The organism is Microvirga sp. BSC39 (genome assembly GCF_000739015.1).
In the GTDB taxonomy this organism is placed as follows: domain Bacteria; phylum Pseudomonadota; class Alphaproteobacteria; order Rhizobiales; family Beijerinckiaceae; genus Microvirga.
Genome location: NZ_JPUG01000068.1, coordinates 191,705 through 205,935, shown reverse-complemented (window position 1 = coordinate 205,935; position 14,231 = coordinate 191,705). Strand labels below are relative to the sequence as shown.

Genomic DNA, 14,231 nt, shown 5'->3' with positions numbered 1-14,231 from the left:
GACAAGACCCCGTCAACCGAACGAGTTCCTCCTTGGCCAAACGTCCCGACACCCAGACCAACCTGCCCTCCCGCGAGGAGGTCGTGTCCTTCATCACCCAGGCCCAGGGCAAGGTGGGCAAGCGGGAGATCGCCCACCGCTTCAACATCAAGGGCAACGACCGCATCTGGCTCAAGCAGATCCTCAAGGATCTGGAGATCGAAGGCGTCGTCGACCGCCGGGGCAAGACCATGCACAAGGCTGGCCAGCTGCCGCCGGTCGTGCTCGCCGACATTACCAAGCGCGACCGGGACGGCGAGCTGATCGCGGTGCCGACGGAATGGGACGAGGAGGAGCACGGCTCAATACCGACGATCATCATCGTGTCGCCGCGCAAGCCGCGTCCGGGGGTGCCCGTGGCGGGTGTCGGCGATCGGGCGCTGCTGCGGGTTGATCCGCTCAAACCCGGCGATATCCACCGCTATTCCGGCCGCGTGACCAAGATCATCGCCAAGAAGCAGGCCCAGGTGCTCGGCATCTTCCGCAGCCTGCCCGAGGGCGGCGGAAGGCTGATCCCGGTCGACAAGAAGGCGCGCGATCAGGAACTGCAGATCAGGCCCGGCGACGAGGGCGAGGCGCAGGAGGGCGACCTGATCGCCGTCTCCATCGTGAAGCACGGCCGCTTCGGCCTGCCGACCGCGAAGGTGAAGGAGCGCCTCGGCTCAGTGAAATCCGAGAAGGCCGTGAGCCTCATCGCGATCTTCGCCCATAACATCCCCAACGAGTTCCCGAAGGCTGTGCTGGACGAGGCCGCGACCGCGAAGCCCGCCACCCTGGAGGGACGCGAGGACTGGCGCGCCCTGCCCCTCGTGACCATCGACCCGCCGGACGCCAAGGACCACGACGACGCCGTCCACGCGGTGCCGGACGAGGACCCGAACAACGCCGGCGGCTTCATCGTCACCGTGGCAATCGCCGACGTGTCGGCCTATGTGCGCCCCGGCTCCGCCATGGATGAGCAGGCGCAGGAGCGCGGCAACTCGGTCTATTTCCCCGACCGGGTGGTGCCCATGCTGCCGGAGCGGATCTCCAACGATCTCTGTTCCTTGAGGCCACGGGAGGACCGACCGGCCCTTGCCGTGCGCATGGTGATCGGCCCCGACGGGAGAAAAGTCCGCCACAGCTTCCACCGGGTGATGATGCGCTCGGCCGAAAAGCTCTCCTACCAGCAGGCCCAAGCCGCCATCGACGGTCGCCCGGACGAGGTGACGACGCCGATTCTCGACACGATCCTGAAGCCCCTCTGGACCGCCTACGAGCAGGTGAAAAAGGCGCGTGATATCCGCGAGCCGCTCTTCCTCGACCTGCCCGAGCGCAAGATCGTGCTCAAACCCGATGGGACCGTGGACCGGGTCTTCGTGCCCGAGCGGCTCGAGGCGCACAAGCTGATCGAGGAGTTCATGATCCTCGCCAATGTGGCGGCCGCGGAAGCCCTGGAGCAGGCGCAGTCCGACCTGATCTACCGGGTTCACGACGAGCCCTCCCTGGAGAAGATGCGCTCCTTGAGCGAGGTGCTCGCCTCCATCGGGCTCAAGATTCCTGGACAGGGGCCGATCAGGCCGGAGCTGTTCAACCGCATCCTGCGCAGCGTCGACGGCTCGGAACACCAGCTCTTCATCAACGAGGTGGTGCTGCGCTCCCAGTCCCAGGCGGAATATGCGGCGGAGAACTATGGCCATTTCGGCCTGAATCTGAAGCGCTACGCCCACTTCACCTCGCCCATCCGGCGCTATGCGGACCTCATCGTGCACCGGGCGCTCGTCTCGGCTCTGAAGTTCGGCAAGGACGGGCTGCCTGCGAGCACCACCCGGGCGGAGCTGATCGAGATCAGCGCCAAGATCTCGGCCGCCGAGCGGCGGGCGATGGCGGCGGAGCGTGAGACAATCGACCGCCTGATCGCCCACTTCCTGGCCGACCGAATCGGGGCCACATTCGACGGGCAGATCTCCGGCGTGTCGAAGGCGGGATTGTTCATCAAGCTGAACGAGACCGGCGCGGACGGCTTCGTCCCGGCGGCCACCATCGGCAACGACTATTACCGCTACGACGAGACCACCCACTCGATGCGCGGCGAGGATACCGGCGAGACCTACCGCCTTGGCGACAAGGTGGAGGTGAAGCTGGTGGAGGCGGCCCCCGTGGCGGGGGCGCTGCGCTTCGAACTCCTCACCAAGGGCCGGTTCACGGGCAAGACCAGCGGCGGCGGCCTGAAGGGCGGCAAACGGCCGGCCCGCCGGGCCAAGGCGGCCGGAGCTGCCGCCCGCTCCCCGACCAGGGTGAAGGTCAAGCGGCGCGGACGCGCCTGAGGTAAGGACGAGGCATGTCTTTGACGATCAAGACCGCTCCAGCGGCGGATCCGGGCGAGGTGAAGGTCGTTCCCGCCATGCGGCGGGGCTTCCTGGGCCATTGCCCCGCCTGCAACAAAGGCCGGCTGTTCGGGCGCTTCCTGAAGGTTGCCGATTACTGCGAATCCTGCGGGACGGAGTTTCACCATCACCGGGCTGACGACCTTCCGCCCTATGTGGTGATCTTCATCGTCGGCCACCTTCTCGGCTACGGCATTCTCATGACCGAAACCAGGCTTGAGGTGCCCTTATGGGTGCATCTGGCCACCTGGCCAGCGCTCACCCTGATCCTGTGCCTCGCGCTGCTTCAGCCGGTGAAAGGCGCTGTCGTGGGGCTGCAATACGCGCTAGGTATGCATGGCTTCGGGGCGGCCCGCGCCAAGAAGAATCACGACGAGGACAACTGAACGTGACGGATATCGAAACCCTGGCGAAGATGGATCGCCTCGTTTCCGCTGAGACCAATCCCAAGGCCCCCGTCCTACGCCCCGTCGACGCCGCAACCCTCATCATCATCGACCGCAAGGCGAAGACCCCGAAGGTCCTTATGGGCAAGCGCCATGCGGGGCTCAAGTTCATGCCGGGCAAGTTCGTGTTCCCCGGCGGGCGCATCGAGGCCGGCGACCGGTCCATGACCGTGACGGGCGCCCTCCACCCCCGCGCCGAGCAGGCCCTCATGGCCCGGGTGACGCGCCCGTCGACCCAACGCTGCCGGGCCCTGGCCCTCGCCGCCATCCGGGAAACCTTCGAGGAGACGGGCCTGATGCTCGGCACGAAGGAGTACGGCAGCCCGGAGCGTGCCCCCGCCGACACCGCCTGGACGGCGTTTCAGGAGCGGGGCGTCCATCCGGACCTCGAAGCCCTGCACTTCATCGGACGGGCGATCACGCCGCCGAAGCGCGTGCGGCGCTTCGATACCCGATTCTTCGCCGTGGACCGGACCGCCATCGCGGACGAGGTCGGGGGCGTCATCGGGCCGGAAGCCGAGCTTGTGGAACTGGCCTGGGTCACCATCGATCAGGCCAAGGCCCTGGACCTGCCGCCGATCACAACGGTCATCCTCGGCGAACTGGAGGCCCGCATCGCCGCCGGATTCGCTCAACAGCTCCCGGTCCCCTTCTTCCACCAGCAGCGCGGCCGGTTCGTGAAGGAATTGCTGTAACCAGGATCGTCACCCCGGACGAAGCGCAGCGAAGATCCGGGAGCGCGAGCAGGAAAAGGGCGCCATTCTCGTCCAGCGATCCTGGGCTCTGCTTGGCAGGCCAGGGACAACCTGTAAGGTGAGAATCCGCCTCCCTCCTGTCCTTCACCCTTGACGGGCTCGCGATAATCGGGCATGGGAACCGCACGATTTTCCGGCCGGGTTCGCCCGGCCTTTGCGTTTCGGCAACGCCCTGAGGCCACCCGAACCGCCGAAACGAACAAGAGGTCTTGAACCATGGCCAAAGCCGCAACGATCAAAGTGAAGCTCGTCTCCACCGCCGACACGGGCTATTTCTACGTGACGAAGAAGAACTCGCGCACGATGACCGAGAAGATGACCTTCAAAAAGTACGACCCGGTCGCGAAGAAGCACGTCGAGTTCAAGGAAGCCAAGATCAAGTAATCGGCTTCCAATAGAACTGCTCAGATAAAAACCGCCCTTCCGGGCGGTTTTTCTTTTTGGGCTGGGCGGAGCTTGGTTGGGCGGCTCCGCTCTAATTACCGGCTCGAGCGGGTGTCTTCCCAGCGGCGGACCCGGTCCATCTCTCGGTTGTGGCGGCGGAGCGAGCCGGTGACGACCACATCCCCACGGGTGGTTCGATAGTAAGCCGCACGGTCCCGGTCGCGGTACACGACCCGGGTGCGATAGCGCGGCTCGCGATACACGACCCGGGTCGCTACGCGCGGCTGACGGTAGACGACGCGGGTCTGGTAGACAGGGGCCGGCTGGTAGACGACGCGGGTTACCGGTGCCGAGTAATAGCCATAAGCCGGAGCGCTATAAGCCGGATAGGCCGCCGGATAACCGTAGCCGTAGCTATAGGTGGACCGATAGCCGTAGGCCGGAGCGCTGTAGGGATAGTAGCCATAGCCCGGGTAGGCGTAGGACGGGGTGGCCGCAGCGGTGAGCAGGCCGCCGAGGACGGCGCCGCCGATCAGGCCGGCGGCAACCGCGCCGCCATTATTCCAACCACCGCGATGGTGGCGCCGGTACTGAGCATCAGCGGTCCCGACGCTTCCGACAGTGATGATGGCAACACTTGCCAGTAATGCGAACCTCTTCATGGTCGACCTCGTGAGAAGTGGCAAATACCCTTCAATGCCAATTCAATTCGGAACTTGAGATTTGGTTCGCAGCTTAGCTGCCAAACCCTTATCTTTCTTTGTAAAATCAAGGTTTTCTGAAAGTTTGTTCAGAAATGCTCCAAGTTTTGAAGCAACAAGGGCCTTGGACGCACAGGTCAGCCCCCCTCACGAGACTGAGCAGCTCACTGTGCGTAGACCTGTGAGCGCGGGAAAATGGTGTTCCCGGCCACCACCTGGGCGATCACGCCGGCGATCTTTTCGCCGCCCTTCGCGGAGGGCTCGATGGGATTGGCATAGTCGTCCGCCTCGTCGCAGATGAGGCGCAGATCGATCAGGGGAATCCTGCGGGAAAAGGCCTCGCGGGTGATGACGTCGTTGAAGATGGACAACGCCGTCACGACGAGGCGCTGCTCTTGGGGATCGGGGAAACGGGCATCGTAGATCGTGCAGACGGAGGTCGGCAGGCCTCGGTCGAGAACGCGGTCGAGCATGGCGCGGTAATTGCGGGCGAACTCGTCCTGCACGGCGGCGAACCGGCCGATCACCTCGGCGACCGAGCGGGCCTGCTCGCGCAGCATTCCGCTGTGACGCAGGGCATCGTTGCCGCCGACGCTCACGACGAGGTGGGTCGCATCCGACGGCACCCGAGACAGCTGGCTCAGGACCCCGGTCGTGACGGCGCCGTCGACTGCGCAGAGCGTTGCCCTCCCGTCGCCCGGAAGCTTCGCCTGGACCTGCTTGATCACGTCAGGCTCGCCGCGCCGCACATAGGCGCCGTTGTCGAAGATGCTGTCGCCGAGCAGAACCACGTGGGTCATGCGCCTCTCCCGAGCAGCCGGTTCAGGGTTGGAACGAGATGGGTGGTCAGATAGGGCTTGGCGACGAACTCGGCCCCAGGCGGCACGGGACCCGAGGTGGCGTCCGAATGCCCGGACATCATCACCACCGCGAGATCGGGCCAGCGCCTGCGTGCCAGACCGGCGAGTTCGTGCCCGTCGATCGTGCCGGGAAGGTGAGCGTCCGTCACGAGAGCATGGACCGTGGACGAGGTTTCGAGGTGCTTCAGGGCCTCGTCCGAATCCGCCGCCTCCACGACCTGGAAGGAGGCCTCGCGCAGATGGCGGGCAGTGGCCTGCCGGATGGTCGGCTCCTCGTCCACCAGAACGATCACCGGAGATTGGTCTTCTGAAGGCACCCGCACGTTCCTTGTCCAAGAGGAAAGCGTGTCGCGACAACTGAGGCGGAGCCGCCCTTGTTCCGAGACAGCCTCCGCTCGGGTTTCCGGAACGGGGTGTCGCATGAGGACGTTGATCCTATGCCCGATGTCGGGACAAGGAGAGATCAGATGATCGAAACGCTCAAGGTTTCCCTGTTGACCATGATGCTGACCGTCTGGAGCGCCATCGCCATGGCCCAGACCACGCCGGGCGGAACTCCCGGCACCCCTGGCGGTGGAACGACCTCTCCGTCCGGAACGACCACGGCTGCCAATCCCGGCGGTGCTGCCGGCGAGGGCATGGACTGGATCTGGATCATCGTCGCAGTCGTGGTCATCGCGGCCCTGGTCTTCTACTTCATGGGCCGCGGCCGCAACACCCGGGTCTGACGGACCATACGTTCCATATCGGTCAGGCTGGCGGCGGGGCGTCGCCAGCCTGAAAGAACGGCCGGAAGTTTTCCAGCCAGGACGCCAGCCACAGTTCGAGGGCCGTTCTGGCCGCCTGCTCGGTGGGTCCATAGCCCCAGGCATCCTCCTGCAGGGGCGTCGACCAGATCCAGAACCGGTTGCTGCCGTCATAGGCCACGCTGCCGACCTCGATGGCCCCGACGAAGCCGACATGGCGGTTCAGCGGCACGCCAGCCACCCGATCCTGCCGCCATTCGATCCTGCTCATGCGCCGTCGTGCCCTCTCGCTGACGTCTGGCGAAGTAGAGCGAGCCGCTACCCGCACAAGGCCGGGAGCCATACGGAACAGGCGCACGCGCCCGACGTTGGCGAACAGATTGTGAGGGAGAGACTCCATGGAGGGCGGCGCCATCTGGCTGATGACGATCGGCACGATCATCGTGCTGTCCGGCCTCATTGTCGGGATCGCCACGCTGCTCCGCCGGCGCCGTCGCTCCCTCAAGTAACAGCCCCCGAAAGGACAGGATCTTGAAGCTCGAACTCATTCACAAATGGGCCTGCCCCTATTCGGCCCGCGTCCGCGACTTCATCGAGGAGCGCGGCCTGCAGGACCGGATCGCGTATCTGGAGGTCAACGAGACCGAGGGCGCGAAGGACAGGCTCGCGCAGCTGACCGGGAAGACCCAGGTGCCCTGCCTCGTCGTCGACGGAGAGCCGATCCTGGAAAGCCGCGACATCATCCAGTGGCTCGAGCAGAACACCGGTGGCGCGCAAGGTGCGGCACGGGCCTAAAGAGCACCATCATGCGTTTTCTTCCTACCCGCGTGCATGGCGTGATCGATTACCTCTGGGGCATCGCGCTCATGGCAAGCCCGTGGCTCTTCGGCTTTGCGGATGTGGCGGCCGCCACATGGGTGGCCATCGTGTTCGGCGTAGGAGCGATCCTGTATTCCGTCGTGACGGCCTACGAACTCGGCCTCCTGAAAATCCTGCCAATGCCCATGCATCTGATCCTCGACGGGCTCGGCGGAGCTGTGCTGGCGGCCTCACCGTTCCTGTTCGGCTTTGCCGACCGGGTGCTCTGGCCGCATGTTCTCTTCGGCCTGTTCTCCGTCGTGGCGTGCTTTGTCACACGCTTCGAACCGATCCTGACGACCGGCCACCGGGAACCGGCCTGAATACCTAGAAAGCTTCGTTGACGAGCCTGCCGGTGGGGCGCAGCATCTTGGCGCCACAAGGGAGGCAGCCATGTTCGAGAGCATCGTCGGGGCGAGTGAGGCTCACCGTCAAAGCGCCCATCACACGGTGGGATCCCTCAGGATGGCCCTCAAGGGCTGCCCAGAATGCGGCACGTCACAGATGATCGCGTCGCCCAGCCTCGGCACCTGCGACGATTGCGGAGCAAGCCTCGTGGTTCTGCCGCGCGAATAGCCTCGTCCGGCCAGGCGCCGTTTCCGTAGTCCATCCTGCGAACCACCCGCTATGCTCCGCGTTCGGAGAATCGCATGGCATTGTCTGGGTGGATCGAGCGAGCAGGCGAACGCATCGGCGCGCGGGGCGCGGAGCTGAGGCTGGCTCTGCGGGTCACCATCGCGGGTGTCCTGGCCTACGCGGTTACCCGTTTCTTCGACATGCCGCAGGGCTATTGGGCGGTGATCACCGCCGTCGTGGTGATGCAGGCGAGCGTCGGCGGCTCCCTCAAGGCTGCCGTCGAGCGCTTCAGCGGCACGCTCGCGGGAGCAGTCTATGGCGGGGTGATCGCCGCTCTCATTCCGCACGACTCGGCTCTGACTCTCGGGCTCGCCATCATCGTAGCCCTGTTCCCCCTGGCGATCCTTGCAGCCGTCAAGCCAGCCTTCCGCGTGGCGCCGATCACGTCGCTCATCATGCTGCTGCCGCCGACAGGACAGGCCATCGGCCCTCTTGCCTCGGCCATCGACCGGGTGCTGGAGATCACGCTGGGCAACATCGTCGGGGTGCTCGTTGCCGTTTTCGTGCTGCCGGCGCGGGCCCATACCCTGATGACGGAGGCCGCCGCCAAGGTCGTGTCGCTCAACGCGGACCTTGTTACCGTGTTCATCGACGAGCTGACCGCGGGCCTGACAGGCCGCTCGGCCCTGCAGAAGATCCACCCGCAGATCCGCTCGGCTCTGAAGAAGGCGGAAGCCGCCGCGGAAGAAGCGGCACGGGAGCGCCGAACCCACCTCACCGAGGCACCCGATCCCGAGCCGCTCATCCGCACCCTCTACCGGGTGCGCCATGACCTCGTGATGATCGGCCGTGCGGCGTCCGGTCCCCTGCCCGCTCCGGTTCTGGACAGGCTCAGGCCCTCGCTCACAGCACTGCATCAGGCCACGCGTGCGTTGCTCCTGAGCCTGGCCGACGCTCTTCGCAACCACACGAAGGCGCCGGATCCGGAAACCTTCCGCGCGGCCTTGGAGGCATTCAACGGCGATGCGGACGCGCTGCGAGTCGATGCGCTCATTCGCGAGCTTACCGGAAAGACGGTCGGACAGGTGTTCGCCCTGGGTTTCGCCTTCGAGCAGTTCCAGAAGAACCTCGGCGATCTGCTTGCCCGCACCGACGAGTTGGCCTCAGGGCGCACCAAAACGGCTGCAGGGAGTTGATGTGCCTGTGGCTCGAACATCCAGGTCAGCACCCATGTGGCTTCTCACTCTCGTTCTCGGCATCGCCATGCTCTATGCGGGCCTCGTCCTTGTGACGGCCTTGTTCCAGACCAGGATGCTGTTCCCGGCTCAGATGGCGGCCGCCAATCGCCCTCTACTTCCATCATCGGCAGAAAGACTTGAAGTGGCCACACCCGATGGCGATCGCCTCATCGGCGCGCGGCTTGGAAAGGCGTCTGGCGAGAAGCCGCTCCTGCTCGGGTTCGGCGGCAATGCCTGGAACGCGGATGCCGTCGCGCTCACCCTGCATGGGCTCTTTCCCGACCATGAGGTGATGGCCTTCCATTATCGCGGCTATCCGCCGAGCAGCGGAGAGCCGAGCGCGAAGGCGCTGTTCGCGGATGCGCTGACGATCTTCGATCACCTGCAGCAGGAGCGCCCTCGGAAGGTGGTTGCGGTCGGCTTCAGCATCGGCAGCGGTGTGGCAGCCAATCTGGCGCACCGCCGGGAACTCGCGGGCCTGATCCTCGTCACGCCGTTCGACTCGCTGAAAGCTCTGGCGCGGGAGCACTTCTCCTGGGCGCCGACGAACCTCCTCCTGCGCCATCACATGCCGACCATTGATCTGGTGAAGAATCGGCCGACGCCCACGGCACTGATTGCAGCAGGCCGCGATACCATCGTCCCGCCGCGTCGAACTGTGCCCTTGCGGAGCGCCATTCCCAATCTCGTTCTTGATCGCACGATTGCGGATGCGGGGCACAACGATCTTTACCAGCATCCTGCCTTTGTGGCTGCCATGCGTGAGGCGGTCGCTGCTTTCGAAGCCACCGCCTCACGCTGAGAACTCACCTCTCGTAAAGCGGCACCAGCTCCATCTCCGGCACCAGCACGAGCCCCTTGTCGGTGATGCGGATTTCCGGGATCACCGAGAGCGGGATGAGGTTGAATCCCATATAGGCGATCTTGCAGCCGGCCTTCTCCCAGGCCGCCTTGAGCGCACGCGTTTCCTCGGCCACCTCGGTCACGCGCTTGTCGGAAAGAAGGCCCGCGATGGGCAGCGGCACCATGGCGACGACCTTGCCCTGATCCACCACGCAGACGCCGCCTTGGCTCTCGATCAGAGTCTCGAGCGCCACGCGCATATCGGCCTCATTGGTGCCGGCCACGATCACGTTGTGCGAGTCATGCCCGACGCTGCTCGCCACCGCGCCGCTCTTCAGGCCGAAATCCTTGAGCAGGCCGTGCGCCACACCCTTGCCGCCCGTGCGGCCGTGGCGCTCGATTACGGTCACGAAGGTGAGGTCGTTCTTGGAGAGCAGAGCGTCCCAGCTCTCTTCCTTCTGCAACTGCACTTTGTCGTGGAAGAGCACGATGCCCGGCAGCGCCACACGGATGACGTTGGCTGTGCAGGCCTCGGTCGGCAGATCCGGGATCAGCTTCGGCACGTTCGGCATGTGGACCGTGCGATAGGCCTCGTCGGGATAGCGGTAGCGGTTGGAGAGCGCCTGATCGAGCACGGGCGTGATCTTTTTCCCCTCGACCACGAGTTCGCCGCCGTACCAGGTGTTCTGCACGTCGAGGTCGTCGCTCAGCAGCACGAGATCGGCACGCCGTCCGCCGCCGAGGCCGCCGATCTCGCCGTCCATGGCAAAGCGCGTGGCAGGATGGAGCGAGCCCATGCTCCAGGCCTGCTCGCGGCTCATGCCGGCGCGGCGGGCTTCGCGCGTGACCCAGTCCATGCCGAACAGCATGAGATCGTCCGCATCGCGATCATCCGTGCAGACGCAGATGCGTTTGTGCGAGGAGCCGAGCTCCGTAATCGTTTTGATCGCCTCAGGCAGCGAATGCCACGGCGTGGTCGGCGGGCCGCCGCGCAGGAAGATCCACACGCCGGCATCGAGCAGATCGTCGGCGATGTCCCGGTCGATCGCTTCATGCGTGTCGGTGACGCCGCTTGCCGCATAAGCCGCCACGAACTCGCGCCCGTAGATGTGGCCGGAGACCGGCTTGCCGCGCTCCAGCGCCGCTGCGAGGATCGCGTGGCTGCGCTCGTCGCCCATGGTGACCGGCACGAAATCCATCTTCTCGCCGAGGGCCGCAGCTTCGGGCCAGCGGTCGAAGAGCGCCGCGATCTTCTCGGGCGTCAGGTCGCCACCGGCCGTTTCGAGATCCGGCGTGGTGGCAGGAACTGTGCTGGGAACCGTGAGGAAGATCGAGAGCGGTGCATGGCGCGCATCCTCCAGCATCATCTCGATGCCGGCTGCATCCATCACGTTGCCGATCTCGTGGCTGTCGCAGAAGATCGTGGTGGTGCCGTTCAGCAGCGCTGCCTCCGCATAGGCGCAGGCCGTGATCATGCTGCTCTCGATATGAATGTGCGGATCGACGAGCCCCGGCGCGATGATGCCGCCCCTGGCGTCATAGACCCGGCTGGGCGCACCTCCGACCTGCCGGTAGGAACCGGCCGGCTTCACGGCGGCAATGCGACCGCCGGCGATCCAGACCTCCCGCTCCGGCGCAATGCGCTCGCTGTAGGTGGACAGCACCCGGGCCCCGGTGATCACGAGATCGGCGGGCGCACGGCCGGACGCCACATCGGCCAGGCGCCGGGTCATGGTGGACAAGGGAGAGACGGAGAAGCGGGTCAGCGCCGTTCTAGGCGGCAAGGAAGGTGTGCGGTGGTCCATGATCCCTCATCCCATTGGAAAGCGTTGGCTTAAGCTAGCAGGGCAGGATCGAGACCGCATCCCGCATCGCAAAGGCGTCAAGGCTTACCTAAGGGTATATTTCCTTACGGCGAAGCTTGGCTTAAACAGGAAAGTAGCTGATTCGCTTTCAGAAACAGGAGGTTCATACCGAACCCGCCTGAGGAGGCATCTGGCCAAAACAAAAGGCGCCTTGCGGCGCCTTATTGGAAAAGTTGGTGGCCAGCCGAGAGCAGCGTTGAGGAGGCAACATCTGCTCCCAGGCTGGCCGAGCCCACGAAGTCCCAGGAGATGCGGCGGACCTGAGCATCCGTAGGGCATTTCTTCCGCTTGGAGCGGAAACTATGGTCGAACGTATAGGAAACATGAGGCGTTGCAAGCACCCATGTGGCCAAAAAGCGGCATTTTCCCAAAAAATTTAAAGCAGAGGTATCTCAAGGAGATGAATCCGCTTGCTCAGGCGTCGGATTCACCCCGGCTAAGGATTTCTCCAAGTCATGCCGGCTTGCTGTCTGCCTCAAGGTAAGTCTTCACGGTCGCGATAAACTTGGCCACTGAGATGGGCTTCGACATATAGGCTTCGCAGCCGCCTTCCCGAATCCTCTCCTCGTCGCCTTTCATGGCGAACGCCGTGATGGCGATGACGGGAATCGACTTGAGCTCTTCGTCGGCCTTGAGCCAGCGGGTCACCTCGAGACCGGAGACCTCGGGCAGCTGGATGTCCATGAGGATCAGGTCCGGCTTGTGAGCCCGGGCCAGTTCCATGGCCTCGATGCCATGGCTGGTCTTGAGGGTCGCATAGCCATGGGCCTCGAGGAGATCGTTGAAGAGCTTCATGTTGAGTTCGTTATCCTCAACAATGAGCACGGTCTTCTTCATTGGCGCTATCCCGGGGCCCAAAACGCACTTCACCGGCCCATGTTTTCGTCTGATGGTATAGTTAGGTCCAAACCTATTGATGAAATGCAAACTGACAGCATGAACACACCCTTAAAAAGAGTTACCCGCGAGGAGGCCGAAAATGTCGCAGTGGGGGCTTTTGCCTTCATCACGAGCGACGAGGAGCGCCTTGGACGGTTCTTGGCCGTCTCGGGCCTCGGGCCGGATAATATCCGCTCGGTCGCCTCGTCGTCCGGCTTCTTCGCCGGCATCCTCGACTACGTGGTCTCCGACGAGCCGCTGCTGCTCGCGCTCGCCAAGGAGCTGAACACCAAGCCCGAGCACATCATGAGCGCCCGCTGGACCCTGTCTCCCTCCGAGTTCGAATAGCCTCATCGTCCCATGAGCAACGCGCCCTTCTGCCGTGACTGCCTGACACTGGCCGCCAGCCCCCTGGCGGCACGGTGCAAGGCGTGCGGGTCCCCTCGCCTGCTGCGGCACAAGGAGCGCGACAGCCTCTCCATCGCGCATGTGGATTGCGACGCCTTCTTCGCGGCCGTGGAGAAACGAGACGATCCGAGCCTCGCCGACAAGCCGGTGATCATCGGCGGCGGCAAGCGCGGGGTCGTTTCGACCGCCTGCTACATGGCGCGCATCTACGGGGTTCGCTCCGCCATGCCCATGTTCCAGGCGCTGAAGCTCTGCCCGCACGCGACGGTGATCAAGCCGAACGGGGAGAAGTACAGCAAGGCGGGCCGCGAAGTCCGCCAGCTCATGCTGGAACTGACCCCACTGGTGGAGCCGGTCTCCATCGACGAGGCCTTTCTCGACCTCACCGGAACGGAGCGGCTGCACCACGGCAGCCCGGCCCTGACGCTGGCGCGCTTTGCCCGGAAGGTGGAGAACGAGATCGGCATCTCAATCTCGGTGGGGCTGTCCTACAACAAGTTCCTGGCCAAGATCGCCTCCGACCTCCAGAAACCGCGGGGCTTCTCGATCATCGGCCGGGAGGAAGCCGCCGATTTCCTGGCCGACAAGCCGGTGGGGATCATTCCCGGCATCGGCGCCTCGGCTCAAGCCCGGCTCGCCAAGGTGGGCGTGACGCAGATTGCCCACCTGCGGGACGTGGAGCTGAGGACCCTGTTCGAGGCGCTCGGCCGCGACTCGCAGCGTCTGTCGCGGCTCGCCTGGGGCGAGGACCACAGGGCCGTGACGCCGGAGCGGGAGACCAAGAGCATCTCGGCGGAAACCACCTTCGAGACGGACCTGCGTTCGTTCGACGAACTGGAGCCGATCCTCTGGCGGCTCTCCGAGAAGGTTTCGCGCCGCCTCAAGAAGGCGGGCCTCGCCGGGCGCAGCGTGACCCTGAAGCTGAAGGACAAGGACTTCCGGCTGCTCACCCGCACCCGCTCGGGCCTCGCGCCCACGCAGCTTGCCGCCCGTCTCTTCGACGCCGCGCGGCAGCTCCTCAAAGCCTCCTGCGACGGCACCGCCTTCCGCCTCATCGGCATCGGTGCCGCCGACCTGTGCGATGCGGCAGACGCGGACAAGGGCGACCTTGCGGACCAATCCGTGGTGCGGCAGGCCCATATGGAGGCCGCCATCGACAAGATCCGCGAGAAGTTCGGCGTGGGCGCCCTGCAGAAGGGAATCGTGCTGCGCAAGAACTAACGCGTCGTCCCGGGACGACGCGCTCTTCTAAGAAGGAGCACCGGAT

General features: G+C 64.8%; 18 protein-coding genes. 12 read left to right on the top strand and 6 right to left on the bottom strand.

Features of this window, described 5'->3' with window-relative positions; translation table 11 throughout:
• Window positions 1-32 precede the first annotated feature (32 nt).
• The 4 genes from rnr (at window position 33) to rpmG (ending at window position 3,990) form a co-directional block, all read left to right on the top strand.
• The gene (gene rnr / locus MA07_RS16870) at window positions 33-2,345 is read left to right on the top strand and encodes a ribonuclease R (protein ID WP_036353368.1); all 2,313 of its coding nucleotides are present in this window, start codon (window positions 33-35) and stop codon (window positions 2,343-2,345) included.
• A gap of 14 nt (window positions 2,346-2,359) precedes the next feature.
• Entirely contained in the window at window positions 2,360-2,791 is a 432-nt protein-coding gene (locus MA07_RS16865) for a DUF983 domain-containing protein (protein WP_081929012.1), read from the top strand.
• 29 nt (window positions 2,792-2,820) lie between these two features.
• Window positions 2,821-3,546, top strand: coding sequence for an NUDIX hydrolase (locus MA07_RS16860; protein WP_036353670.1), 726 nt, complete (start codon window positions 2,821-2,823; stop codon window positions 3,544-3,546).
• 276 nt (window positions 3,547-3,822) lie between these two features.
• A complete protein-coding gene (gene rpmG / locus MA07_RS16855) occupies window positions 3,823-3,990 on the top strand; it encodes a 50S ribosomal protein L33 (RefSeq protein ID WP_036353365.1) in 168 nt (55 codons plus the stop codon).
• A gap of 95 nt (window positions 3,991-4,085) precedes the next feature.
• Here rpmG and MA07_RS29705 read toward each other — a convergent pair whose 3' ends face one another.
• The 3 genes from MA07_RS29705 to MA07_RS30185 all read right to left on the bottom strand — a co-directional run bounded on the left by MA07_RS29705 (window position 4,086) and on the right by MA07_RS30185 (window position 5,868).
• Window positions 4,086-4,652: a hypothetical protein gene (locus MA07_RS29705; protein WP_052003249.1), complete on the bottom strand. Its 567-nt coding sequence runs from the start codon at window positions 4,650-4,652 to the stop codon at window positions 4,086-4,088.
• Window positions 4,653-4,855: 203 nt separating this feature from the next.
• On the bottom strand, window positions 4,856-5,491 hold the full coding sequence (locus MA07_RS16845; RefSeq protein WP_036353361.1) for an SGNH/GDSL hydrolase family protein: 636 nt from the start codon (window positions 5,489-5,491) through the stop codon (window positions 4,856-4,858).
• Window positions 5,488-5,868 (bottom strand): response regulator, encoded by a 381-nt coding sequence (locus MA07_RS30185; RefSeq protein ID WP_160195447.1) that lies wholly within the window; start codon window positions 5,866-5,868, stop codon window positions 5,488-5,490. Before MA07_RS30185 ends, MA07_RS16845 begins: the two co-directional genes overlap by 4 nt.
• A 150-nt stretch (window positions 5,869-6,018) precedes the next feature.
• On the opposite strand from MA07_RS30185, the gene MA07_RS30180 reads away from it, so the two are divergent.
• Window positions 6,019-6,279 (top strand): hypothetical protein, encoded by a 261-nt coding sequence (locus MA07_RS30180; RefSeq protein WP_036353354.1) that lies wholly within the window; start codon window positions 6,019-6,021, stop codon window positions 6,277-6,279.
• Window positions 6,280-6,301: 22 nt separating this feature from the next.
• Here MA07_RS30180 and MA07_RS16830 read toward each other — a convergent pair whose 3' ends face one another.
• The gene (locus tag MA07_RS16830) at window positions 6,302-6,697 is read right to left on the bottom strand and encodes a hypothetical protein (protein ID WP_348270408.1); all 396 of its coding nucleotides are present in this window, start codon (window positions 6,695-6,697) and stop codon (window positions 6,302-6,304) included.
• Window positions 6,698-6,828: 131 nt separating this feature from the next.
• On the opposite strand from MA07_RS16830, the gene MA07_RS16825 reads away from it, so the two are divergent.
• The 5 genes from MA07_RS16825 (at window position 6,829) to MA07_RS16805 (ending at window position 9,771) form a co-directional block, all read left to right on the top strand.
• Window positions 6,829-7,092, top strand: a complete 264-nt coding sequence (locus MA07_RS16825; RefSeq protein ID WP_052003247.1) for a glutathione S-transferase N-terminal domain-containing protein — start codon at window positions 6,829-6,831, stop codon at window positions 7,090-7,092.
• Between the two features lie 11 nt (window positions 7,093-7,103).
• Window positions 7,104-7,478 (top strand): SPW repeat protein, encoded by a 375-nt coding sequence (locus MA07_RS16820; RefSeq protein ID WP_036353352.1) that lies wholly within the window; start codon window positions 7,104-7,106, stop codon window positions 7,476-7,478.
• A gap of 70 nt (window positions 7,479-7,548) precedes the next feature.
• Window positions 7,549-7,731, top strand: coding sequence for a hypothetical protein (locus MA07_RS16815; protein WP_036353347.1), 183 nt, complete (start codon window positions 7,549-7,551; stop codon window positions 7,729-7,731).
• A gap of 74 nt (window positions 7,732-7,805) precedes the next feature.
• On the top strand, window positions 7,806-8,927 hold the full coding sequence (locus tag MA07_RS16810) for an FUSC family protein (protein ID WP_052003246.1): 1,122 nt from the start codon (window positions 7,806-7,808) through the stop codon (window positions 8,925-8,927).
• A gap of 34 nt (window positions 8,928-8,961) precedes the next feature.
• Window positions 8,962-9,771, top strand: a complete 810-nt coding sequence (locus tag MA07_RS16805) for an alpha/beta fold hydrolase (RefSeq protein WP_052003245.1) — start codon at window positions 8,962-8,964, stop codon at window positions 9,769-9,771.
• Window positions 9,772-9,775: 4 nt separating this feature from the next.
• Here the strand turns inward: MA07_RS16805 and MA07_RS16800 are convergent, their stop codons facing one another.
• Together MA07_RS16800 and MA07_RS16795 are read right to left on the bottom strand one after the other, a co-directional pair.
• Entirely contained in the window at window positions 9,776-11,617 is a 1,842-nt protein-coding gene (locus tag MA07_RS16800; RefSeq protein ID WP_036353345.1) for an adenine deaminase C-terminal domain-containing protein, read from the bottom strand.
• Between the two features lie 513 nt (window positions 11,618-12,130).
• Window positions 12,131-12,514: a response regulator gene (locus MA07_RS16795; protein ID WP_036353343.1), complete on the bottom strand. Its 384-nt coding sequence runs from the start codon at window positions 12,512-12,514 to the stop codon at window positions 12,131-12,133.
• Window positions 12,515-12,613: 99 nt separating this feature from the next.
• On the opposite strand from MA07_RS16795, the gene MA07_RS30175 reads away from it, so the two are divergent.
• Entirely contained in the window at window positions 12,614-12,904 is a 291-nt protein-coding gene (locus tag MA07_RS30175) for a DUF3572 domain-containing protein (RefSeq protein ID WP_036353341.1), read from the top strand.
• A gap of 12 nt (window positions 12,905-12,916) precedes the next feature.
• Window positions 12,917-14,185: a DNA polymerase IV gene (locus MA07_RS16785; RefSeq protein WP_052003243.1), complete on the top strand. Its 1,269-nt coding sequence runs from the start codon at window positions 12,917-12,919 to the stop codon at window positions 14,183-14,185.
• The last annotated feature ends 46 nt before the right edge of the window (window positions 14,186-14,231 follow it).

Bases quoted from the DNA above. Each gene is read 5' to 3' on its own strand.
- MA07_RS16865 (WP_081929012.1), top strand. From the start codon at position 2,360: ATGTCTTTGACGATCAAGACCGCTCCAGCGGCGGATCCGGGCGAGGTG.
- MA07_RS16860 (WP_036353670.1), top strand. From the start codon at position 2,821: ATGGATCGCCTCGTTTCCGCTGAGACCAATCCCAAGGCCCCCGTCCTA.
- rpmG (WP_036353365.1), top strand. From the start codon at position 3,823: ATGGCCAAAGCCGCAACGATCAAAGTGAAGCTCGTCTCCACCGCCGAC.
- MA07_RS29705 (WP_052003249.1), bottom strand. From the start codon at position 4,652: ATGAAGAGGTTCGCATTACTGGCAAGTGTTGCCATCATCACTGTCGGA.
- MA07_RS16845 (WP_036353361.1), bottom strand. From the start codon at position 5,491: ATGACCCACGTGGTTCTGCTCGGCGACAGCATCTTCGACAACGGCGCC.
- MA07_RS30180 (WP_036353354.1), top strand. From the start codon at position 6,019: ATGATCGAAACGCTCAAGGTTTCCCTGTTGACCATGATGCTGACCGTC.
- MA07_RS16830 (WP_348270408.1), bottom strand. From the start codon at position 6,697: ATGGAGTCTCTCCCTCACAATCTGTTCGCCAACGTCGGGCGCGTGCGC.
- MA07_RS16820 (WP_036353352.1), top strand. From the start codon at position 7,104: ATGCGTTTTCTTCCTACCCGCGTGCATGGCGTGATCGATTACCTCTGG.
- MA07_RS16815 (WP_036353347.1), top strand. From the start codon at position 7,549: ATGTTCGAGAGCATCGTCGGGGCGAGTGAGGCTCACCGTCAAAGCGCC.
- MA07_RS16810 (WP_052003246.1), top strand. From the start codon at position 7,806: ATGGCATTGTCTGGGTGGATCGAGCGAGCAGGCGAACGCATCGGCGCG.
- MA07_RS16805 (WP_052003245.1), top strand. From the start codon at position 8,962: ATGTGGCTTCTCACTCTCGTTCTCGGCATCGCCATGCTCTATGCGGGC.
- MA07_RS16800 (WP_036353345.1), bottom strand. From the start codon at position 11,617: ATGGACCACCGCACACCTTCCTTGCCGCCTAGAACGGCGCTGACCCGC.
- MA07_RS16795 (WP_036353343.1), bottom strand. From the start codon at position 12,514: ATGAAGAAGACCGTGCTCATTGTTGAGGATAACGAACTCAACATGAAG.
- MA07_RS30175 (WP_036353341.1), top strand. From the start codon at position 12,614: ATGAACACACCCTTAAAAAGAGTTACCCGCGAGGAGGCCGAAAATGTC.
- MA07_RS16785 (WP_052003243.1), top strand. From the start codon at position 12,917: ATGAGCAACGCGCCCTTCTGCCGTGACTGCCTGACACTGGCCGCCAGC.